This is a genomic window from Paenibacillus lautus NBRC 15380, assembly GCF_004000945.1.
GTDB lineage: Bacteria > Bacillota > Bacilli > Paenibacillales > Paenibacillaceae > Paenibacillus_AQ > Paenibacillus_AQ lautus.
Genome location: NZ_BIMF01000005.1, coordinates 229,387 through 250,812, shown reverse-complemented (window position 1 = coordinate 250,812; position 21,426 = coordinate 229,387). Strand labels below are relative to the sequence as shown.

The window sequence follows — 21,426 nt, the reverse complement described above, 5'->3', positions numbered from 1 at the left end:
TTACTATTGTTACTTTAAATCTGAATTGCCACCACGCAAAAGGAGGATTTAATTCATGTCATCCGTAATCAAAAACTTTGATTCCTGGAAGAAATTTCTGGGCGAGCGCGTCGTTCAAGCCGAGAAAGCGGGTATGAGTGAAGACACCATTTCTCAGCTGGCTTATGAGATCGGTGATTTCCTCGATGAGAAGATTGATCCGCAAAACTCATCCAACCGGGCACTGAAAGAATTGTGGGATGTAGGTAACGAGGAAGAACGCCACGTTATCGCGCGCCTGATGGTGAAACTGGCCAAGAACAACGCATAACCCTCTTGCAAAAAGCCCCCCGCCAACGGGGGCTTTTTGTCAAGAAAAAAGAATGTAATTTTCATGTCATCGTTAATACTTGCCTTTCATTTTTATTTTATATATCATTAACGTGACCCATTTTTAATTTGACCTGTTTTTGCGTGCAATTTTCGCTGGAATTTGTCGAATATTGATGGAAAAGAAGTGCAAAGAGGTGTCTTTGTGGAATCGAACCAATGGTACATGGAATACAAGATACATAAGAACCGGCCTGGTTTGCTCGGTGATATTGCATCCGTGTTAGGTATGCTCGAAGTGAACATACTGACAATTAACGGCGTGGAAGGCCAAACTCGCGGAATGCTGCTGGAAACGGATGATGAAGAAAAAATTATCCTGATGGGCAAAATGTTAAACAAAATGAAAAATATTACGGTAACAGCCTTGAGACCCCCGAAACTGGTGGATATTTTGGCTGTCCGACATGGACGATATATTGACCGGGACTCGGATGATCGTAAAACGTTTCGTTTTACGCGTGATGAGCTCGGTTTACTTGTTGATTTTTTGGGTGAATTGTTCAAAAGGGAAGGTAATCAGGTCATCGGTCTTCGCGGAATGCCGCGTGTCGGCAAAACCGAGTCCATTATTGCGGGCAGTGTCTGTGCGATGAAGCGCTGGACGTTTGTTTCCTCTACGCTGCTTCGCCAAACCATTCGCAGTCAACTCTCCGAGGACGAGATGAATTCGAACAACATTTTTATCATTGACGGGATTGTCAGCACAATCCGATCGAATGAGCGCCACTATCAGCTCCTGCAGGATATTATGGGGATGGAGAGCACGAAGGTGATCGAGCATCCGGATATTTTTGTTCGTGAATCCGAATATTCCTATGAGGATTTCGACATTATAATCGAATTGCGAAACAATCCGGAAGAGGAAATCGTTTATGATACGTTCACGGGCTCTTATAGTGACGATTTATAATATTTTTTTGACTTTGACCACGAAATTCTAAAGTAGGAGGTGATGGCATGTCCGAACTGGGACAGCAATTAAGGGAGGCGCGTCTACAAAAAGGGATGAGCCTTGATGATGTGCAGGAAATGACAAAAATACGCAAGCGATACTTGGAAGCCATCGAAGCAGGGGATTACAAAGTACTTCCCGGCAGTTTTTACGTGCGGGCATTCATCAAAACCTATGCGGAAGCGGTGGGGATTGACCCGGACGAACTGCTTGAAGGCCATAAACAGGATGTACCTAAATCCGAACCGGAAGCGACCATGGAACCGGTTATTCAAAAACGTGCCACCAGACCTTCAGCCGAACGGAACATGAAATGGCTGCCTACACTGCTGATGTGGACATTCCCGATTCTGATCGTTGTTGTCATTTATTTGGTGGCTATCAATTCGAATGAACCTAAGGATGAACCTCCGGTTAGCAATAATGATCAGACGCAGACAGATCAAGCGCAGAAGCCGGAAGACACAGGCAATACGGATCCCGCCACGCCAGGCGACGGAGCACAGGGCGGCGACAACGCCACGGACGATACGGGTAACGAAGGCACAGACGGTGAAGGTACAGACGCAACGGATGGAACAGATGGCACGGACATCGATGAACCGGGAAATACAACGCCTGGAGAAACTACGGTGACGCAGGACCGGACAGAAGGCAAGAACACCGTATTTAAGGTAACAGGCTCGTCTGTGAAGGTTGAGATTGTGGCAACCAGCGATGGAAAAAGCTGGGTAGAAGTGTATCGTGGTTACAATACTTCCGGAGAGAAGCTGGCTTTCCAAATGCTTGAGAATGGTGCTTCGCTGAGCTTTGATCTGGATAGCCAGGGACTCTACGTGAAATCGGGGAATTCCGCTGCAACCACCATTACGGTTGGCGGCCAGCCCGTAACGGATGGAAAATCAACGTCGCGTATCTTGCTGGAGCCGGCAGATGGTTCCACAGGGACTACGGACACCAGCACTACGGACACTACAGGGACTACAGACACGACAGGCACCACCGATGTAGAATAATTGTCTCTCCTCCGGGCCATCATAACAGCATGCAGCTGCATGCTGTTATTTCACTTCCTGGAAGAGGTGATGCTTTCGTGACGGTTAACTGGATTATATTCGGATTAGGCGTTATCGTCAGCCTCTTGGGCTATTACTTGATTCCAAGTGACTGGGGATATGGCATATTAGGCTTTGGACTGGCACATATTTTGCTCGGTATACTTAGCATGTTCCGCCGTCCGGTGCATGATGAGAAAGCTAGCAGTTGACGGAACAGGCTTCGTTTTCGCAGGATGTTTGCGATAAGCGGAGTCTTTTTCGTTCCACATTCATCTGCTGATCGGGTACAGGATTAGACTTGGCTCATGGTTTTACCTATAATAGAAGCATTATCGCCAATGAAAGGAAGGATTCACCATGGCTTCAGAAAATTCATTTGATATCGTATCCAAAATGGATATGCAGGAACTTAGCAATGCAGTTAATCAGGCGGAGCGGGAGATCGAGAACCGTTTTGACTTCAAGGGCAGCAAGAGCAGCTTGAAGCTGGACAAGGACGCGCTGGTCATTGCATCCGATGACGAGTATAAACTCAACGCCGTTATTGATATTTTGCAAACGAAGATGGTGAAACGGGGCTTGTCGCTGAAAAATGTGGAGTACGGCAAGATCGAGCCGGCTTCCATGGGCACCGTCCGCCAGCGTTTGACCTTAAAGCAAGGTATCGATCAGGAAAATTCGAAAAAGATCAATATATTGATCCGTGATTCCAAGCTGAAGGTCAAGAGTCAGATTCAAGGTGACCAAATTCGGGTAACCGGAAAAAGCAAGGATGATCTCCAACAAATCATGCAGCTGCTTCGCAAAGCGGATCTTTCGCTGGACCTGCAGTTCACCAATTTTAAATAAACGCCGCCATACGGCTCATATAGGATTGGATGGACAGGTTTGTTTCTTTTGACAGGGTGTCAACGGAAATATTATACTAAAAAACGATATATAAGGATTAACGTATACATAGATTACTGGGGGATGAATATGACAGACAGCGCTTCACGCTTCGAACCCTTTAGGCTCTTGGGAAGAGCGACCCTATTGAAGTACAGATGGATATCAGTCGCGGGGTCTGCCGAATTATCAAGACACCCCGTTGCAAGGGAGGTTGCCCCATGAATTTACCCAATCGTATCACGTTGGCCCGCATTTTCTTGATCCCTGTCATGATGATTTTTCTGCTGGTGGATTTTGATTTTTATCCGGCTCCTATTGTGTGGAATGATTTTGTCCTTCCCTACAACCAATTGATTGCAGCATTGATATTCATACTTGCTGCAAGCACGGACGGGATTGACGGGTATTTGGCCCGGAAGAACAATATGGTGACGAACCTGGGTAAACTTCTGGATCCGCTCGCGGACAAACTGCTGGTGGCAGCCATCCTCATATCGCTTGTGGAGATGGGGAAATGCGAATCCTGGATTGCTGTTGTCATCATCAGCAGAGAATTCGCGGTTACTGGCTTGAGACAAATTGCGCTCCTGGAAGGTTCCGTCGTTGCAGCAGGTCAATCAGGAAAAATCAAGACGGTGATTCAGATTGTGGCGATTGTCGCACTTCTGATCAATAATTTCCCGTTTGTATTCTTGGGAATTCCGTTTGATGTCATTGCAATCTGGGCTGCCGCGATGATTACGATCTATTCGGGAATCGAATATTTTGTCCAAAACAGGCACCTGCTCAAAGGTACCGGGGCATAACGGCAATAGGAGCTATCCTATTGCTTTTTTCTTCCGTAGGGTAAGAACATAGTGAAGGCGAGTATTGGTGAAGAGATAGAAGATACAGGAGGATCGACGAATCATGAAAGCAGAAATCATTGCAGTTGGAACCGAACTTTTGCTTGGACAGATTGTGAATACCAATGCACAGTATTTGTCCAGACAGCTTGCTTCAATGGGAATCGATGTATACTATCAAACCGTTGTCGGGGATAACATGGAGCGGCTCAAGGAGGCCTTGCGGCTGTCCAGCAGCAGAGCCGATATCGTGCTTCTGTCCGGCGGCCTGGGCCCCACACAGGATGACCTGACGAAGGATGCGCTCGCATCCTTTCTGAATCGTTCATTGCATATTGATCGGATGGCGATGGACCGGATTGAACGTTTCTTCCATGAACGGGGATCCGTTATGACCGAGAACAATCGGCGTCAGGCCTTGGCCATTGAGGGAGGGACTCCGCTTCCGAATGAAACAGGCCTCGCCGTCGGGAACGCGGTATCCTATGAAGGCACTCATTATATTGTTTTGCCGGGACCGCCGAAAGAGCTGATGCCGATGTTTGAACAGGAGGCCAAGCCTTGGCTTCTGCAGCATGTGCTTACGGGAGAGCTTCCCATCTATTCGAAGATGCTCAAATTCGCAGGCATCGGGGAGTCCGCGCTTGATAAGCGTCTGGAGGACCTGATTACGGCCCAGACCGATCCGACGATCGCCTTGTATGCCAAGGAGGGGGAGGTCACCGTCCGAATCTCCACGAAGGCCGCCAGCGAGGCTGAGGCGATGGTCCGGCTGAATGAACTGGAAGCCCGGATCCAGGAGAGAGGTCCTGAGTTTATGTATGCTAATGAGGATGTGCCCATAGAGAAGGTCATCGTGGATATGATGGCGGATCATAACTGGACGCTGAGCGCCGCGGAGAGCTGCACGGGAGGCCTTGTAGCGGAGACGCTGACCTCCATCCCCGGCAGCGCATCGATGTTCCTTGGCGGGATCATCTGTTATACCAATCAGATCAAGGAGAAGCTTGTTCATATCCCGCATGCGCTGCTTGAGGGGGATGATGCGCCGGGAGCCGTCAGTGCGGAGGTTGCCGAAGCGCTTGCGGATCATGTCCGAATGGTGACCGACAGCGACTTTGGTTTATCGGTAACGGGCGTGGCAGGTCCAGGGTACGCTGAACGCAAGCCTATAGGTCTTGTTTACATCGGATTGTCTCAACGGGGAAAAGAAACGGAAGTGCACGAGCTGCACCTCCAGGGGAACCGTGAGACGATCCGGCTCCGTGCAACGAAGGCGCTGCTCTACCGGCTTTGGCAGCGTCTTGTTGCCTCCAAACAGGTTTAGTATTGTTGAATAGAGAAACCCGCTTTTCAAGAAAAGTAAATAATTTACACCTTGCTTGGTACCTCTTCTTGAATTAACGAACGGTTCCAAGTATAATGGGAAATACGGAAGAACCGTGGCATATCGAATGATGTTGCCACGGTTCTTGTTGTTTATACATAAGGTATGGAGCATATACGGGAAGGGGAGCTGAATAAAAAAAAACGAATGTATGTTCGAAAAAAAGCTTGGCAAACGTGTCAAAACAAGGTATGATATGACTATCAACAGTGAAGGGTTGTGGAACAATTGTCAGATCGTCGTGCTGCGCTGGAAATGGCGCTTCGTCAGATAGAGAAACAGTTCGGAAAAGGTTCCATCATGAAACTGGGTGAATCCACCCACATGCAAGTAGAGATTGTGCCGAGCGGATCGTTGGCATTGGATATAGCTTTAGGAACCGGCGGCTTGCCTAGAGGCCGGATTATTGAAGTGTACGGACCGGAATCCTCCGGTAAAACAACAGTAGCCCTCCATGCTATTGCGGAGGTTCAGAGAGCTGGTGGACAGGCTGCATTTATCGATGCCGAGCATGCTCTGGATCCATCGTATGCAAGCAAACTGGGCGTTAATATTGATGAATTGCTGCTCTCCCAACCGGACACGGGTGAGCAGGCGCTGGAAATTGCGGAAGCTCTGGTACGCAGTGGTGCAGTTGATGTCATCGTTATTGACTCGGTTGCTGCGCTTGTACCAAAAGCTGAAATTGAAGGCGACATGGGTGACTCCCACGTGGGTCTGCAAGCTCGTCTGATGTCCCAGGCTCTTCGTAAATTGTCGGGTGCTATTAATAAGTCGAAAACGATTGCCATCTTTATTAACCAGCTTCGTGAGAAGGTTGGTGTTATGTTTGGTAACCCTGAGACGACTCCAGGCGGACGTGCTCTGAAGTTCTACTCGACGGTTCGTTTGGACGTGCGTCGAATTGAGAGCATCAAGATGGGGAACGATGTGGTGGGTAACCGCACACGGATTAAGGTTGTTAAGAACAAGGTAGCGCCACCTTTCAAACAGGCTGAGCTTGATATTATGTACGGTGAAGGCATCTCTAGAGAGGGAAGCCTAATCGATATCGGAACGGATCTCGATATCGTGGATAAGAGTGGTGCATGGTATTCTTATGCAGGTGACCGTCTTGGCCAAGGACGTGAGAATGCGAAGCAATTCTTGAAGGAGAATCCGGAGATCGCTAGTGTTATCGAGAACAAAATCCGTGAAGCGAGCAATCTGACTACGGCTGTTCCTGAGCCTTCCGAGAAGGATAAGGAACAAGAGGAAATAGAAGAGCAAGAGTTGTTTAAAGTAGAGTAGTAAATTGCTGGTTAACGATTACAGTGTTGAGGACTGTCCGGTGTTTGTAACGCCAGACGGTCTTCTTTGCATTTATCCAGACTTGAGAGTCAGTCTTGGTTATTTTACTCAAGATGGCGCGGTAGTGAGAGGAGCGACATATGGAAGAAGAGAACAAAGAAATGTCGGAGCAGGGAGAATCATCAGGTATTGAGCATTTCCCGGCTCACGAGGATTTGGTTGTAACGTCAGTCGAAATGCTGAAAAAGCCCAAACACCGATACCAAATCGCGTTTGGTCCGTACCTCATGACCGTTCATGAAGATGTAATGCTGAAATATCGGATGTTCAAGGGAAATGTTTTTCGCAAGGAAGAGCTGGAAGAAATTATCGTGGCCGATGAGCGACAGCGGGCATACGTAGAGGCGCTGAATCATCTGGCCAGGAAACCAAGAACAGCCAAGGAGATCACCCAGCGTCTGCAGCAAAAAGGTTTCGAGCCGAGCAGCGTGGAGACAACGCTGGAGCGTCTGGAGAAGGACAAGCTGATTGATGACGCGTTATACGCCAAGATGTGGACGGAGCAGCGAATGACGAGCCATAAGAAGGGGCGGCTGTGGGTCAAACAGGAGCTGAGACAGAAGGGAATCGGCACGGAGCTGATCACCGAGGCCTTGGGCGAGATTAGTGCAGATGCCGAATTGGAGAGCGCGCTCGCCGTAGGACGGAAAAAATGGCAGCAAACCCATGGGGAGATCCTGGATCGCAAACGTAAAACGGGAGCATATTTAATGCGTAGGGGCTTCGGCGGGGATCAGGTGCGTCAGGTACTTAAACGTCTGGTTGATGAGGATCAGGAAAAGGGCGAGTGGGACGACGAGCTGGAAGATTTCGAATAAAGGGCAATTTGGATACTTTTTCGTGAAAGAAATGGTTTCATTGGATGAAACTGACGTTTACCCATTGCTTTCCCTTGACAATATCTTTTTATAAATACTAAAATAAATATGAATCTTTTTATCATAAATTAGAATCCTTTTTCCTTCCAAAAAAGTGACTACTTTGTGAAAGATTCTTGAAACGCCTATTCATAGTGAAATGTATTCCGCTGGCTAAGGCGGGATTTGCGTACGTGATACGGCGTGCGCAGTATGGACGGCAGCTTCCACTGCCGGAAAATTTTATGTATGAATGAGTAACCTGACAATTGAACATTTCCCAAGGAATGCCTTGGAGGAACCAACGAGGAGGTGAACAGATGCAATCATGGATCTGGATCGTAATCGTTCTCGTTGTAGCCGCTATATTCTTTGGGTTCGGTTATTTTATTCGCAAATCCCTTGCAGAAGCTAAAATTTCCAGTGCCGAGCATGCCGCTTTGCAGATCGTAGAAAGTGCGAAGAAGGAAGCAGAAGCATTGAAGAAAGAAACGGTTCTCGAAGCAAAAGACGAAGTTCATAAAATCAGAGCCGAAGCTGAAAAAGACACTCGCGAGCGCCGGAATGAAATTCAACGGCAGGAGCGCAGATTGTTGCAAAAGGAAGAGTCGCTGGATAAAAAAATAGAATCTTTGGAACGTAAAGAAGAACAAGTGGCGAACAAAGAGAAACGAATAGAGGAAACCCAGCAGCAAATCGATGCCATTTACAAGAAACAAACGACAGAACTGGAGCGCATCTCCAACTTGACGATGGAGGATGCCCGCAGCATTATTCTCAGTAATGTTGAGCAGGAAGTTCGTCATGAAACCGCTCAGATGATTAAAGAAATCGAGCAGCAGGCGAAGGAAGAGGCAGATAAAAAATCACGCGAGATCATCACGCTGGCTATTCAACGCTGTGCGGCTGATCACGTAGCTGAGACCACGGTATCTGTTGTCACCTTGCCGAATGAAGAAATGAAGGGCCGGATTATCGGACGTGAAGGCCGGAATATTCGTGCGCTTGAGACCCTTACAGGGATTGACCTTATTATCGATGATACTCCGGAAGCTGTTATTCTCTCCGGTTTTGATCCGATTCGCCGTGAAATTGCCCGTACAGCTTTGGAAAAGCTCGTGGCAGACGGACGGATTCATCCGGCTCGTATCGAAGAAATGGTGGAGAAATCCCGCAAGGAAGTGGACGAACGCATTCGCGAGTATGGAGAACAAGCCACTTTCGAGGTTGGCGTTCATGGTTTGCATCCAGATTTGATCAAAATTCTGGGTCGACTGAAATTCCGTACGAGCTATGGACAAAATGTGTTGAAACACTCCATGGAAGTGGCCTATTTGACTGGCCTGATGGCCGGCGAACTGGGCGAAGACATCGTGCTTGCGAAGCGGGCAGGACTGTTGCATGACATCGGTAAAGCGCTGGATCATGAAGTGGAAGGATCGCACGTTGAAATCGGCGTGGAGCTGGCGAAGAAGTATAAGGAACATCCGGTGGTTATCAACAGCATTGCCTCTCATCACGGTGATTGTGAAGCAACTTCGGTTATTGCCATGCTGGTGGGCGCAGCCGACGCATTGTCCGCTGCCAGACCAGGAGCACGCAGAGAGACGCTTGAGACGTATATCCGTCGTCTTGAGAAGCTCGAAGAAATTTCCGAATCCTTTGAAGGCGTTGAGAAATCTTATGCCATTCAAGCGGGACGTGAAGTTCGTGTTATGGTACAGCCTGAGAAAATCGATGATGCCGAAGCATTCCGCTTGGCACGCGACATTACCAAAACGATTGAGAATGAACTGGATTATCCGGGGCATATCAAAGTCACCGTTATCCGGGAAACCCGAGCGGTGGATTACGCGAAATAGAGTTTGGACCTTAAAAAGTGGCCGCAATCCGGCCACTTTTTATCTTTAAGAAATCCGAAAATACAGTTTCGGATATTTATGAATCGGGATCGGTCCTGCCGGGAATCAGGACAAGCATCCCTGAAGGAGTGATTGACATCAAAGTATTATTCATCGGAGACATTGTCGGCAGTACAGGACGCAAAGCTCTGAAGGCTTCCCTTCCGGAGCTGAAGTCCAAATATAATCCTAACATCATTATTGCCAATGGGGAGAATGCAGCTTCAGGACGCGGCATTACCTCGGCCATAGCCAATGAATTTTTCAATTGGGGCATTCATGGCATCACCTTGGGAAACCACACGTGGGATAATAAGGATATTTTTGAGTTTATCGATGATGAACCTCGCATGATTCGTCCGGCAAACTTTCCGCCCGGCACCCCGGGCCGCGGATACACGATCATCAAAGCAAACGGCAAACAGCTGGCGATCGTGAATTTACAGGGACGAACATTCCTGCCAGCGATCGATTGCCCATTTCGTGCAGCCGATGACATTGTGGATGAGCTGCGTCAGAAGACGAAGTGCATTCTGGTGGACTTCCATGCCGAGGCCACCTCGGAGAAGATTGCCATGGGATGGCATCTGGAAGGCCGGGCCTCGATGGTGGTCGGAACGCACACCCACGTGCAAAGCAATGATGATACCATACTGCCGGGAGGAACAGCATACATTACGGATACCGGCATGGTAGGCTCCAAGGAAGGCATCCTCGGCATGCAGCGCGATGCGGTGATGTATAAGTTCAAAACCCAGCTTCCTGCTCGTTTCCAGGTCGACGAAGGCAAATGGCAGTTCCATGCCGTATGCGTGGATATGGATGAGGAAACGGGAAGAGCCCGGAAGATACAGAAAATCCGCATGTACGAAGACGAATGGCGGATGGATTAAAAAAGGCGGAATCCGTTTAATTAAATTAGGAACGGATGGTAAAAAGCAGGAATTTTTTCCCCTCTCACGAATAACATCTAGTAAGCGGAAGCAAACCATCACTCAACATTCCCAGGGGAGGTACTTACCATGGAAGTATTAAAAGTTTCAGCAAAATCCAATCCTAATTCAGTTGCAGGGGCGCTCGCTGGAGTTCTTAGGGAGCGGGGCGGAGCGGAACTGCAAGCGATTGGGGCGGGAGCACTGAACCAGGCCATTAAAGCGGTAGCGATTGCCCGGGGATTTGTAGCACCGAGCGGGGTGGATTTGATTTGCATCCCTGCTTTTACGGATATTGTGATTGATGGCGAAGACCGGACGGCAATTAAATTGATCGTAGAACCTAGATAAATTTCGAATGTTGAGGTATTAGCCTGTTTACTCTCCGTGGTGTAAACAGGCTTTTTGCTGTGACAAGTTTATAAAGGAGATGACGGCGCGATGCGGACGGTTGATTTTCACTGTGACGTTTTGAGCAAAATGTGGGAAGATCCACAAGCCTCCTTTGTGGATGACCCGCATTTGGATGTAACGAAACAGCGCATGGAGGAGGGCGATCTTGCCCTTCAGGTGTTCGCTGTTTTTTTATCGGAGAACTGGGGGAGACCGTCCTTTGAACGGGTGCTGGCACAAATCGATACTTATCGCAGCCGCATCGTGAAACCGGGTCATCTTAAGCCCCTGCTCTGGCAGGAACAACTTCAAGAGATCAGACAAGGGCAGCAGGGACGGTTCGGCGTTCTGTCGCTGGAAGGCGCTGACGGGCTGGAGGGGAATTTGTATTATGTCCAGCTTTTGTTTGAGCTGGGCGTGCGTTTTATGGGGGTTACCTGGAATTATGCGAACTGGGCTGCAGATGGAGCATTGGAGCAGCGAAATGGGGGATTCACGGAACGGGGGCGTCAGCTGGTAGAGCTATGCCATTCGATAGGCATCATTCTGGATGTGTCCCATCTGTCCCAAGCTGGCTTCTGGGAGCTCGCGGAGCTAACCAAGCGCCCCATCATAGCCTCGCATTCCAATGCGTTCTCCGTCTGCCAGCATCCCCGGAATTTGAATGATGAACAGATACGGGCATTAATCACGCTGAACGGAATGATCGGCATCACGTTTGTGCCCTGGTTTATCCGCAGCGGAGTAGAGCGCGTGCAGCCGGAGGACGTATTGCCGCACATCGAGAAAATTTGTGAGCTGGGCGGTGAGAAGCACATCATGTTTGGTTCGGATTTCGACGGGATTGATCAATGGGTCGCCGGACTCGAGCATCCGGGCCGGTATCCGGTTTTTCAAGAGCTGCTGCTTAAACATTATCCGGAATCGATGGTAAAGGGCTGGATGTCGGAGGGTGCCCTCCATTTTCTTGAGCAGAATTTGCCTTCATTGTCAGCCCAAGCATAGTAATTTCGCATAACGACCATGATTCGAGGATAACTTTGACAATCCTGTTGCAGATTGCTCAAGAAACGGAAGAAGGCGGCCTGAATCACCCGGGTTGCCTTTTTATTTTTGGGTAATAGAGAGTATAATAGGTGATGGCATGTACAGCATATAGAGAAAAACAAGGAGTGAGACAGATGAGTAAAACTGTACCTGTGGGTGTATCCGCCCGCCATATTCATTTAACCCAAGAGCATATTGAGGCATTGTTCGGCCCTGGATATCAGCTTACAGAGTTCAAACCATTGTCCCAGCCAGGACAATTCGCAGCCAACGAAACGGTAGCGGTCATTGGAACGAAGGGACAATTCGATAAAGTAAGAATTTTGGGACCTGCACGTCCTGCAACCCAGCTGGAAATTTCCCGCACGGATTCCTTTGCGATCGGTGTGAAAGCACCCGTACGCGAATCCGGAAACATCGCCGGAACCCCGGGTATCACGATTAAAGGCCCGGCAGGTGAAGTAACGGTGGACGAAGGCGTCATCGTAGCCGCTCGTCACATTCACTTCCATACGTCCGATGCGGATCAATGGGGGATTAAAGACAAGGACCTGCTGAAGGTGCGCTTAGGCGGCGAACGCGGTCTTGTACTGGAGAACGTCATTGCCCGCGTATCCGACAATTTTGCGCTCGACATGCACATCGATACCGATGAAGCTAACGCTGCTGGCGCCAAAAACGGAGACACTGCTGAAATTATTGATTAATCTATAGCTTCAGTAAACCTTCATGAACATACTGTATGTGTCACGATGTGCTGCTGTTAAGCGTTCGCAGCTGGAAGAGCCTGAGTCGATTCATTTCGATCTCAGGCTCTTTTTTGAAATGTTCCAAGGGTTCAATGTCGGGGAGCCTATTTGAAAGAGAGAGAGCATCTGTTTAGGTTTGGCCTCAATAACGCCAAGGTGGTAGCTTAGGCAATAAGATCATGATATAATTTAAAACAGTGCCTATTAGAGGTAGTTCAAAAAGTCATCTTTTGATCACGAAGCAGCACATGAAGCTTAATCGACATCGAATATTGAATTCAGCCGGGCCTTCCGGTGCTCACGTAGGTTTTGCCTACGCTCCGCTCCTCAGTCCCTAGCTTCATCCAACCTTCTCGGTGCTGAAAACCTGACTTTTTGAACACGTACTATTTAAGATATTTTGTCATGTTAAACCAGAGATTTTGCGGATCTAAGGAGTGACCTAGCATGTCCAAGGAAAGTAAGGACTACTCCAAGTATTTTGATTTTTCAGGAGCCAAAGTTCTCTCGGAAGACGAACACGGGAAGAGAATTCGCATCAATGGCCGGGAAATCAACATTCTTTCGGAGCCTAATCATAGACAGGAAAAACAGCGCGGCAAGCAGAGTGTCGAAGTCTTGTATGATACCGAGCTGCCGGAAGAGTTTCGAACCATCGGGGCTGGCAAGTTTTATATCGTGTATACGTACGGATGTCAGATGAATGAGCATGATTCCGAGACGATTAAGGGACTGCTGGAGCAGATGGGCTACCGGGCAACCGAGGATCGGAAGCAAGCGGACATCATTTTGCTCAATACATGTGCCATTCGTGAGAACGCGGAGGACAAAGTGTTTGGCGAACTCGGTCACCTGAAGCATTTGAAGACGGAGAAGCCGGATATGCTGCTTGGGGTTTGCGGCTGCATGTCGCAGGAAGAATCGGTCGTGAATCGAATTCTCCAAAAGCACGGCTTCGTGGACTTGATCTTTGGTACGCACAACGTACATCGTCTGCCTCACCTTATTCAGGAAGCGCTCTTCAGCAAGGAAATGGTGGTTGAAGTGTGGTCCAAGGAGGGCGACATTGTTGAGAATCTTCCGAAAAAGAGAGAAGGTCTCCGCGGCTGGGTCAACATTATGTACGGCTGTGATAAATTCTGTACATATTGCATCGTCCCTTACACCCGCGGCAAGGAACGCAGCCGGCGTCCGGAGGATGTCATTGCTGAGGTTCGCGAATTAGCCCGGCAAGGGTATAAGGAAATTACGCTGCTCGGTCAGAACGTGAATGCATACGGCAAGGATTTTGAAGATATCGAGTATCGTTTCGGCGATCTGATGGATGATATTCACAAGATTGATATCCCGCGTGTTCGCTTCACGACATCCCATCCAAGGGATTTTGATGATCATCTGATTGAGGTGCTGGCGAAGGGTGGTAACCTGGTCGAGCATATTCATCTGCCGGTGCAGTCGGGAAGCTCGGAAGTGCTCAAAAAAATGAGCCGCAAATATACGCGCGAGACGTATTTGGAGCTGGCCCATAAGATTAAGAAGGCGATTCCCAATGTAGCATTTACTACCGACATCATTGTCGGATTCCCCGGTGAGACCGATGAGCAGTTTGAGGAGACGCTGTCCCTGGTTAGGGAGGTGGGCTACGACTCCGCTTACACGTTCATTTATTCTCCACGCCAAGGAACGCCAGCGGCGGTGATGGAGGATAACGTACCGATGGAGGTCAAGAGCGAGCGTCTTCAGCGCTTGAATGCCGCCATTAATGAGTACAGCCGCAAGAGCAACGACAGGCTGCTTGGATCCACGGTGGAAGTGCTGGTAGAAGGAGTCAGCAAGAACAATGACTCCATGCTGTCGGGACGGACGCGGACGAACAAGCTGGTGCATTTCGAAGGCTCAACGGACCTCGTAGGCAGCTTCGTGAATGTCCGAATTACGGATACGAAGACCTGGTATATCAAAGGGGATATGATCCCGGACACGATTCCTGCCTCGGATGCGGTATAATAGAGGAACAGGCAGCATTCAAATGCAGCATAGGGCCGCGAGTTGAATCCGGTCGGTGCTGCATATTCCCATATAGATGATGAAGAATTGGAGCGATGAACCTTGGCACATGATCATGTTCGTACCAACACATACGGTATGTCCACTTACAATACACGTGAATTGATTATACGCGACGATATTTTGGCAAAAGCCGGCGAGCTGGCGGATTTAATATCCACTAGCGAGGAAGTTCAGATGTTTAAGCAAGCAGAAGAGAAGATCCAGAATCACGAACGTGTTCAAAACCTCATTAAAACCATTAAGAAAAAGCAAAAAGAAATCGTAGCCTTTGAAACGTTCCAGAACAAGGATATGGTCGCCAAAATCGAACGGGAGATCGAAGAACTGCAAGAGGAGATTGACGGTATTCCGCTCGTGATGGAGTTCCAGCAAAGTCAAAGCGACATTAATTATCTTCTTCAGCTGGTCGTATCCGTGATTCATGATACCGTTTCGGAAAAAGTGAATGTGGAAACAGGAAAAGATACGCCGCCAAGCAGCTGCGGATAGATGAAACGAGGTGCGGAATGGTTCCGCACCTTTTCTATTCCTGTTACATAATGCACAGAATGGGAATGAATAGGGCATAGTAAACTTATAAAAAGGATGAGGTCAGGAAATCCTTGACATCATCTTTAAATATGTCATAATGAAATTATCAAAATAATAGTTATGGTGATGGAAATGACGGATCGCGAACAGACGCCAAAGAGCAGTGCCAAGAAATACAGAACACCGGATGGTGTGCCCGCCGATATCGTCATGTTTACCTTGACGAAGCGGGAACGGAAAACCTTCACCAAGACATTGCCCATACGTGAGCTTAAGGTGATGCTGATCAGGCGCAGATCATGGCCATGTGCGGGTATGTGGGCACTCCCCGGCGGGTTTTGCCGTGAGAGTGAGTCTATTTACGATGCCGCCAAACGGGAACTGAAAGAAGAGACCGGGGTGGACGGCGGCCATTTGGAGTACTTGGGCGTGTACAGCGCACCGGGACGGGATCCAAGGGGCTGGATTATCAGCCATGCATTCTACGCGCTTGTAGAAGAATGGATGCTGGAGCACCGCCAGGCTGCCGATGATGCGGAAGAAGTGGGTCTGTTTACGGTTGCGGAAGCTTTGGAGGAACTGGAGCTTGCTTTTGACCACAGGGATATCATTATGGATGCATACCGCAAGATTCAGCAGCAAATGCTGCAAACGACGATTGCGCGGCAGTTTTTACCGGAGCATTTTACACTGAGCGAGTTATATCAGGTCATCCAGACCGTTGTGCCCGAGTTCAACGAGCCCAACTTTATCCGCAAAATCACCTCGACCCGCAGCAGGCAGGGGATACTGGAAGAAGCCCGGGATGAGAACGGCAAGCCGCTAAACTCCAATCAATATTCCCAACGTCCGGCCCAGTTGTATCGATTTACGGATCATGCACCACTGCTATCGATTTATACGTAGGATGGATTCAACCGCTGTTATTTTATCGATCACATTAATCATGTTGCAGAGGAGTGTGTCAGATGAAAGCCTTGATCGTGATAGATTTCACGAATGATTTCGTGGATGGCAATCTGCCCGTAGGCGAACCCGCCATCAATATTCAAAGCACAATCGCGCAGCTGACTAAGCTATACAGCGACCGTGGTGATTTTGTTGTAATGGCCGTCGACCTGCATGAGCACAATGACGCTTATCATCCCGAAACCAAACTGTTTCCTCCGCATAACATTCGGGGAACCCGGGGGCGGGAATTATACGGTGAACTTCAGCAGGTATATGAGGAACGCAAGGAGGCCATCTACTGGATGGATAAAACGAGATACAGCGCATTTTGCGGTACGGATCTGAATCAGAAGCTGCGGGAACGCGGGATTACCGAAGTCGATCTCGTCGGCGTTTGCACGGACATCTGCGTGCTGCATACTGCAGTGGATGCTTATAATTACGGATATCGGATTACGGTTTATGAAGATGCCGTTGCAAGCTTCAATCCGGAAGGACACAAGTGGGCGTTAAGCCACTTTCAAGGAAGTCTCGGGGCATCGGTAGTACGAAGTGAGGAAGTTCTTAATCAATAGACAGCTTGAACACCCGGAAGCAGAGTTGAACCGGGGAACAGTGGAGGATGATCGTGATGCTGACAGCAGGATTAGCACTGCATACGGACAAATACCAGATCAACATGATGTACGCTCACTGGATTAATGGCTCTCACCATACGCGTGCGGTGTTTGAGGGGTATTTCCGGAAGCTGCCATTCGGCAACGGGTACGCGGTTTTTGCCGGTCTTGAGCGGATTGTACATTATATTGAGTCCTTGCGATTCTCGGAGGATGATATAGCGTATTTGGCTAAACAGGAAGAGAAGTATAAACCTGAATTTCTGGAGGAGCTTCGCCGGTTTCGTTTTCAAGGGAATATTCATTCCATGAAAGAGGGGGCGCTGGTATTCCCGAATGAACCGCTCATTCGAGTGGAAGGCACCATTTTTGAAACACAGCTGGTTGAAACGGCACTCTTGAACTTCATGAACTTTCAAACCTTGATCGCAACGAAAGCATCCCGTATCCGTCAGGTTGCCAGCGGTGATACCTTGCTGGAGTTTGGCACAAGACGTGCACAGGAAGCGGATGCGGCGGTTTGGGGCGCGCGTGCTGCGTATCTGGCCGGTTTCCATGCCACATCGAATATGCTGGCAGGCGAGAAGTTCGGAATCCCGACAAAAGGTACGCATGCGCATTCCTGGGTGCAGACCTTCCGGAGCGAGCAGGAGGCTTTTGATATCTTTGCCGAGGTTATGCCGGATCAAGTGACGCTGCTGGTGGATACCTTTGATACGTTAAAAAGCGGGATTCCCCATGCCATTGTAACGGCGAAGAAGCTGGAGGCCCAAGGGAAGCGTATGAATGCCATTCGTCTCGACAGCGGGGATTTGGCATATCTGTCGATTCAGGCACGAAAGATGCTGGATGAGGCTGGTCTTCATTACGTCGGCATCGTGGCATCCAATGATCTGGATGAAGGAACGATTCTGGATCTTAAGGCACAGGGGGCTAAAGTGGATACTTGGGGCGTCGGGACTCAATTGATTACGGCAGCCGACCAGCCTGCGCTGGGAGGCGTCTATAAGCTGGTGGAGCGAGAGGTTGACGGCAAAATGGTGCCGACGATCAAAATCTCGGGCAACCCCGAAAAAGTATCCACACCAGGCAAAAAAGAGGTATACCGCATCATATCCAAGGGCAGCGGCAAAGCGATCGCCGATTACATCTGCTTCCCGGAAGAAGAGATGCCGCCGGAAAACGGCAAATTAAAGCTGTTTAATCCGCTGCATCCTTACATGCGTAAGAATGTAAAGAACTTTGAAGCGGTGTCCATGCTTGAACCGGTGTTTGTGAATGGCGAACTGGTGTATGAGCTGCCGAAGCTGGAAGAGATTCGCAGTTATCATGATGCTCAGCTGGATCAGTTCTGGCCGGAGTATCTGCGGAAGCTGAATCCGGAAATTTACCGCGTTAATCTGAGTGAAGAGGTCTGGGAAGTGAAACAACGGATGATGGCCGAGTTCATGGAACAGCATGAAGATTAGGTTATCAAAATACAGCAATGAAAAAGACGCTTTCCCAATCTTGCCACTTGGCAGGCGAAGGAGCGTCTTTTTGTACTTGGTTATAAGTCAAGTCGATCCACCATGCTTCCGCTGGCATCACGTGCGGTAAGATGAACCTTATCCATGTTCTCTATCATGTCGGGCTGGCGTTCGTAATACCACATGTACAAATCTTCACTGACATCTGGCCTCAGTTGTTGGTAGGGTATGGTATGTGCCGGCTGACCATTTACATGAATCTGAATGGGTTCTGTGCTTCTATACAGGCCAAATACGAGTGATGAATCCATGCTTGTCTCCGAGAATACGGACGGAGAAGAGGGATTCTCGACAGAAGGGTATAATGTAGATACGGCGGACATATTCCATCCGAACCATCCTTTGGTATAGGTAGATAATTGTAGTCCCAGTCTAGATGTCACCACGAAAGCATAAGCCTTCTCAGAGGTTAATTCGGATTGTATGATTTCAGCATGATCAATGCTGAAAGGTGCTTCAAGAAAAGCATGTTTCTCGTTGAATACCGCCGCTTCGATCGAGCGGTGTGTGCTTGTGTATTCGTAGATCCCTGCCATCAAAATGAAGAGGAGGCCGATTAGTACGTACACTTTGATTATAAATGACGATACTGGATCATTTCTCGGGAAAGCGCACAAGTCGCCATATTCCGAGAGCATTTATGAAGCTTCGACAATCATGGTGCAGATCCAGATTGATATGCAGCACCTAAACTAACCAAAGGAGTGATCCGTGTGTACAACGAAACCGACTTTCAGGCCTACGTGCTGCGTCAAGATGAGCAAGGGGTTCGCGGCAGCGTGGAGAACCTGAGTTTGAAGCAGCTGCCCGAAGGTGACGTTATAGTGCGGGTGTTATACAGCGGTGTTAACTATAAAGACGGGCTGGCCAGCATACCGGAAGGAAAAATTGTTCGCCGGTACCCGTTCATTCCGGGCATTGATCTGACAGGAACGGTTGTGCATTCCACTCATGCCAATTACAAGGAAGGCGATTCCGTCCTCTGTACCGGTTATGAATTAGGGGTCTCTCACGAAGGCGGGTTCAGCCAGTACGCACGGGTTAAGGGAGAATGGCTCGTCCCGCTGCCGCAGGGTTTGTCCCCGCGTGATGCGATGGCCATCGGAACCGCAGGTTTTACGTCTGCATTATCGATAGAGGCCTTGTTACGGAATGGCCTGCAGCAGGAGCAGAGTCCCGTCCTGGTTACGGGCGCGACGGGGGGAGTGGGCAGCTTCGCAGTTTCCATCCTCAGTCAGTTAGGCTATCGCGTGACGGCATCCACAGGAAAATCCAGTCAGAGGGACTGGCTCTTACAGCTGGGAGCCCATGAAGTGATATCAAGGGAAGAAGCTGCGGCAGCCTCCAAGGGAGCCATCTCTGCCGAGCGATGGGCAGCAGTGGTAGATCCGGTCGGAGGCAACCAACTGGGTTCACTTCTGAAAAGCGTAAAATATGGAGGAAGCGTCGCTGTTTCCGGTATGACAGGCGGCGGTGCTTTTGATGCGACGGTGTTTCCGTTTATCCTTAGAGGCATCAATCTCCTCGGAATCGATTCGGTATACTGCCCTATGGCCTACCGCCGCTCGGTATGGTCGAAGCTGGCCGATGAATGGAAGCCGGCATCCGTGCTTCAAGAAGGAATTACGGAATACAGACTAACCGATCTGCCTGAAGTGCTGAACACCATCCTGCAGGGCGGGGCGGTTGGAAGAAGCGTCATCGCTCTATAATAATTGGCTTGAAATTCGCATAATGTTCCTCACCCGCAGGCATCCTAAGGGAAGGCAACCTTTGACACCTAAGGAAGGGTGAGTGAACATGAATTACCGCAGAATCGTTACCGCTTTATTGCTTTGTTCCATTCTTGTCATATCGGTCGGTTGTTCCCGGCAGGTGGCCAGGGACGAGATGCGCCTATATAACATGAGGGCTTACGAGGAAGGTTCCAGGGAGGCCCGCATATCGGGGCGGGGCTTGAACGGAAAATTCCTTGAGGATCTCCAAGCCTCGTTCAACCAGGTAGGCATGCCGTTGACCAATGAAACCTATGCGGAGGACAACGTCGGCAATATCACGTATCAATACCGGATCAATTATGATGCAAGCCAGTTTATTACCGTGTATGTCTATCAGGATCAAGCGGCCAGGGAAAAAGGGATCAAGGAGATATACGGCGTTGCAGAAGGGGATGCCAATGCGGCCGGCGGGCATAACCTGATCGTGAGCGACCAGGAAACGTCCATCGTATATACCTCGACTGGCGACAAAACGGATAACTATTATGACCAGGTCAAAAAAATAGCGCCCTCCCTGCTCGCCAAACATCAACGACGCGCCAGCAGTTAGAGTGGAGAAAAGGCCGGATGCACGTATGCATCCGGCCTTTTGCATGGTGCCCGCTTTTGTTATGATCTGTGTTTATCCAGCTCATATTTGATGTGCCGCAGCTCAGGCAGCAGAATACGGTTCATCGCAAGCTTCACAGCTCCAGTAGAACCCGGCATCGAGAAGACTGCGGTGTTGCTTAACGTGCCACCGATCGCGCGGCTCAAAATGGCCGCAGACCCAATATCCTCAGTAAAGCTGAGGAAGCGGAAGATTTCGCCGAATCCGGGGAGTTCCTTATCGAGCAGTGAAGATACGGCTTCATAGGTGGTATCCCGGCTGGATATGCCTGTACCGCCTGTTAACAGGACGACATCAATCTCCGGATGGCTAACCGCGGAATAGATCGTTTCACGGATCGTTTCATAGTCGTCCTGTACAATGCTGTAGGCCACAACGGCATGCCCGGCTTCTTCAAGCAAGCCGATCATCCGTTTACCGCTCTTGTCCGTGTCCTTGGTCCGCGTGTCCGAGACCGTAATCACCATACAGTTCACGGAAGCGGGGGATTGCTGTTTATGTTCTTGCGCTGAATTCATTGCGATGACAACTCCTGTTAAGTTAATGGCGGGACGCTTGCAGTAGATGGATGAAATGTAGTACACTCGCTAGCATAATAAACGATGC

At 49.2% G+C, this 21,426-nt stretch carries 23 protein-coding genes; 21 read left to right on the top strand and 2 right to left on the bottom strand.

The features are described from left to right. The first annotated feature begins 55 nt into the window (after positions 1-55). From PLA01S_RS12325 to PLA01S_RS12240, 19 genes are all read left to right on the top strand, one after another. Complete coding sequence (locus tag PLA01S_RS12325; protein WP_100538017.1) at positions 56-310, top strand: DUF3243 domain-containing protein; 255 nt, start codon at positions 56-58, stop codon at positions 308-310. A 204-nt stretch (positions 311-514) separates the two neighbouring features. Further along, a complete protein-coding gene (locus PLA01S_RS12320; RefSeq protein WP_100538016.1) occupies positions 515-1,282 on the top strand; it encodes a DUF3388 domain-containing protein in 768 nt (255 codons plus the stop codon). A gap of 47 nt (positions 1,283-1,329) precedes the next feature. Continuing rightward, positions 1,330-2,340 (top strand): helix-turn-helix domain-containing protein, encoded by a 1,011-nt coding sequence (locus PLA01S_RS12315; RefSeq protein WP_127592474.1) that lies wholly within the window; start codon positions 1,330-1,332, stop codon positions 2,338-2,340. A gap of 77 nt (positions 2,341-2,417) precedes the next feature. Continuing rightward, a complete protein-coding gene (locus tag PLA01S_RS31950) occupies positions 2,418-2,591 on the top strand; it encodes a DUF4175 domain-containing protein (RefSeq protein ID WP_146746999.1) in 174 nt (57 codons plus the stop codon). A 148-nt stretch (positions 2,592-2,739) separates the two neighbouring features. Beyond that, on the top strand, positions 2,740-3,231 hold the full coding sequence (locus PLA01S_RS12310; RefSeq protein ID WP_071220147.1) for a YajQ family cyclic di-GMP-binding protein: 492 nt from the start codon (positions 2,740-2,742) through the stop codon (positions 3,229-3,231). 260 nt (positions 3,232-3,491) lie between these two features. Continuing rightward, the gene (gene pgsA / locus PLA01S_RS12305; protein ID WP_127592473.1) at positions 3,492-4,079 is read left to right on the top strand and encodes a CDP-diacylglycerol--glycerol-3-phosphate 3-phosphatidyltransferase; all 588 of its coding nucleotides are present in this window, start codon (positions 3,492-3,494) and stop codon (positions 4,077-4,079) included. 103 nt (positions 4,080-4,182) lie between these two features. Then, the gene (locus PLA01S_RS12300) at positions 4,183-5,445 is read left to right on the top strand and encodes a competence/damage-inducible protein A (protein ID WP_127592472.1); all 1,263 of its coding nucleotides are present in this window, start codon (positions 4,183-4,185) and stop codon (positions 5,443-5,445) included. A gap of 288 nt (positions 5,446-5,733) precedes the next feature. After that, positions 5,734-6,795 carry a recombinase RecA gene (gene recA / locus PLA01S_RS12295; RefSeq protein ID WP_076324928.1) on the top strand — a complete coding sequence of 354 codons (1,062 nt, stop codon included), beginning with the start codon at positions 5,734-5,736 and terminating at the stop codon, positions 6,793-6,795. Between the two features lie 140 nt (positions 6,796-6,935). Beyond that, the gene (locus PLA01S_RS12290) at positions 6,936-7,673 is read left to right on the top strand and encodes a regulatory protein RecX (RefSeq protein WP_127592471.1); all 738 of its coding nucleotides are present in this window, start codon (positions 6,936-6,938) and stop codon (positions 7,671-7,673) included. A 359-nt stretch (positions 7,674-8,032) separates the two neighbouring features. After that, positions 8,033-9,574 (top strand): ribonuclease Y, encoded by a 1,542-nt coding sequence (rny, locus tag PLA01S_RS12285; RefSeq protein WP_127592470.1) that lies wholly within the window; start codon positions 8,033-8,035, stop codon positions 9,572-9,574. Positions 9,575-9,702: 128 nt separating this feature from the next. Next, positions 9,703-10,506, top strand: coding sequence for a TIGR00282 family metallophosphoesterase (locus PLA01S_RS12280; RefSeq protein WP_100539449.1), 804 nt, complete (start codon positions 9,703-9,705; stop codon positions 10,504-10,506). A 129-nt stretch (positions 10,507-10,635) separates the two neighbouring features. After that, on the top strand, positions 10,636-10,896 hold the full coding sequence (locus PLA01S_RS12275) for a stage V sporulation protein S (protein ID WP_006211249.1): 261 nt from the start codon (positions 10,636-10,638) through the stop codon (positions 10,894-10,896). A gap of 90 nt (positions 10,897-10,986) precedes the next feature. Further along, positions 10,987-11,943, top strand: a complete 957-nt coding sequence (locus tag PLA01S_RS12270) for a dipeptidase (protein WP_127592469.1) — start codon at positions 10,987-10,989, stop codon at positions 11,941-11,943. Between the two features lie 176 nt (positions 11,944-12,119). After that, entirely contained in the window at positions 12,120-12,692 is a 573-nt protein-coding gene (gene pduL / locus PLA01S_RS12265; RefSeq protein WP_071220154.1) for a phosphate propanoyltransferase, read from the top strand. A gap of 489 nt (positions 12,693-13,181) precedes the next feature. Further along, positions 13,182-14,741, top strand: coding sequence for a tRNA (N6-isopentenyl adenosine(37)-C2)-methylthiotransferase MiaB (gene miaB, locus PLA01S_RS12260; RefSeq protein ID WP_127592468.1), 1,560 nt, complete (start codon positions 13,182-13,184; stop codon positions 14,739-14,741). Between the two features lie 102 nt (positions 14,742-14,843). Then, entirely contained in the window at positions 14,844-15,293 is a 450-nt protein-coding gene (locus tag PLA01S_RS12255; protein ID WP_009590459.1) for a YlbF/YmcA family competence regulator, read from the top strand. Positions 15,294-15,455: 162 nt separating this feature from the next. Then, positions 15,456-16,241 carry an NUDIX hydrolase gene (locus PLA01S_RS12250; RefSeq protein ID WP_127592467.1) on the top strand — a complete coding sequence of 262 codons (786 nt, stop codon included), beginning with the start codon at positions 15,456-15,458 and terminating at the stop codon, positions 16,239-16,241. A gap of 62 nt (positions 16,242-16,303) precedes the next feature. Further along, positions 16,304-16,861: a cysteine hydrolase family protein gene (locus PLA01S_RS12245; protein ID WP_127592466.1), complete on the top strand. Its 558-nt coding sequence runs from the start codon at positions 16,304-16,306 to the stop codon at positions 16,859-16,861. 56 nt (positions 16,862-16,917) lie between these two features. Beyond that, positions 16,918-18,372 (top strand): nicotinate phosphoribosyltransferase, encoded by a 1,455-nt coding sequence (locus PLA01S_RS12240; protein ID WP_127592546.1) that lies wholly within the window; start codon positions 16,918-16,920, stop codon positions 18,370-18,372. A gap of 80 nt (positions 18,373-18,452) precedes the next feature. Here PLA01S_RS12240 and PLA01S_RS12235 read toward each other — a convergent pair whose 3' ends face one another. Beyond that, positions 18,453-19,001 carry a hypothetical protein gene (locus PLA01S_RS12235; RefSeq protein WP_246059457.1) on the bottom strand — a complete coding sequence of 183 codons (549 nt, stop codon included), beginning with the start codon at positions 18,999-19,001 and terminating at the stop codon, positions 18,453-18,455. Positions 19,002-19,145: 144 nt separating this feature from the next. Here PLA01S_RS12235 and PLA01S_RS12230 point away from each other — a divergent pair, with 144 nt between their 5' ends. Together PLA01S_RS12230 and PLA01S_RS12225 are read left to right on the top strand one after the other, a co-directional pair. Then, positions 19,146-20,144 carry an NADPH:quinone oxidoreductase family protein gene (locus PLA01S_RS12230; protein WP_127592465.1) on the top strand — a complete coding sequence of 333 codons (999 nt, stop codon included), beginning with the start codon at positions 19,146-19,148 and terminating at the stop codon, positions 20,142-20,144. A gap of 88 nt (positions 20,145-20,232) precedes the next feature. Further along, positions 20,233-20,760 (top strand): hypothetical protein, encoded by a 528-nt coding sequence (locus PLA01S_RS12225; protein ID WP_100538001.1) that lies wholly within the window; start codon positions 20,233-20,235, stop codon positions 20,758-20,760. 59 nt (positions 20,761-20,819) lie between these two features. Here the strand turns inward: PLA01S_RS12225 and PLA01S_RS12220 are convergent, their stop codons facing one another. Then, the gene (locus PLA01S_RS12220; protein ID WP_127592464.1) at positions 20,820-21,338 is read right to left on the bottom strand and encodes a MogA/MoaB family molybdenum cofactor biosynthesis protein; all 519 of its coding nucleotides are present in this window, start codon (positions 21,336-21,338) and stop codon (positions 20,820-20,822) included. Between the last annotated feature and the right edge of the window lie 88 nt (positions 21,339-21,426).

Bases quoted from the DNA above. Each gene is read 5' to 3' on its own strand.
- pduL (WP_071220154.1), top strand. From the start codon at position 12,120: ATGAGTAAAACTGTACCTGTGGGTGTATCCGCCCGCCATATTCATTTA.
- PLA01S_RS12310 (WP_071220147.1), top strand. From the start codon at position 2,740: ATGGCTTCAGAAAATTCATTTGATATCGTATCCAAAATGGATATGCAG.
- rny (WP_127592470.1), top strand. From the start codon at position 8,033: ATGCAATCATGGATCTGGATCGTAATCGTTCTCGTTGTAGCCGCTATA.
- PLA01S_RS12300 (WP_127592472.1), top strand. From the start codon at position 4,183: ATGAAAGCAGAAATCATTGCAGTTGGAACCGAACTTTTGCTTGGACAG.
- PLA01S_RS12250 (WP_127592467.1), top strand. From the start codon at position 15,456: ATGGTGATGGAAATGACGGATCGCGAACAGACGCCAAAGAGCAGTGCC.
- PLA01S_RS12245 (WP_127592466.1), top strand. From the start codon at position 16,304: ATGAAAGCCTTGATCGTGATAGATTTCACGAATGATTTCGTGGATGGC.
- PLA01S_RS12220 (WP_127592464.1), bottom strand. From the start codon at position 21,338: ATGAATTCAGCGCAAGAACATAAACAGCAATCCCCCGCTTCCGTGAAC.
- PLA01S_RS12270 (WP_127592469.1), top strand. From the start codon at position 10,987: ATGCGGACGGTTGATTTTCACTGTGACGTTTTGAGCAAAATGTGGGAA.
- PLA01S_RS12275 (WP_006211249.1), top strand. From the start codon at position 10,636: ATGGAAGTATTAAAAGTTTCAGCAAAATCCAATCCTAATTCAGTTGCA.
- PLA01S_RS12315 (WP_127592474.1), top strand. From the start codon at position 1,330: ATGTCCGAACTGGGACAGCAATTAAGGGAGGCGCGTCTACAAAAAGGG.
- PLA01S_RS12290 (WP_127592471.1), top strand. From the start codon at position 6,936: ATGGAAGAAGAGAACAAAGAAATGTCGGAGCAGGGAGAATCATCAGGT.
- PLA01S_RS12225 (WP_100538001.1), top strand. From the start codon at position 20,233: ATGAATTACCGCAGAATCGTTACCGCTTTATTGCTTTGTTCCATTCTT.
- PLA01S_RS12325 (WP_100538017.1), top strand. From the start codon at position 56: ATGTCATCCGTAATCAAAAACTTTGATTCCTGGAAGAAATTTCTGGGC.
- miaB (WP_127592468.1), top strand. From the start codon at position 13,182: ATGTCCAAGGAAAGTAAGGACTACTCCAAGTATTTTGATTTTTCAGGA.
- PLA01S_RS12240 (WP_127592546.1), top strand. From the start codon at position 16,918: ATGCTGACAGCAGGATTAGCACTGCATACGGACAAATACCAGATCAAC.
- pgsA (WP_127592473.1), top strand. From the start codon at position 3,492: ATGAATTTACCCAATCGTATCACGTTGGCCCGCATTTTCTTGATCCCT.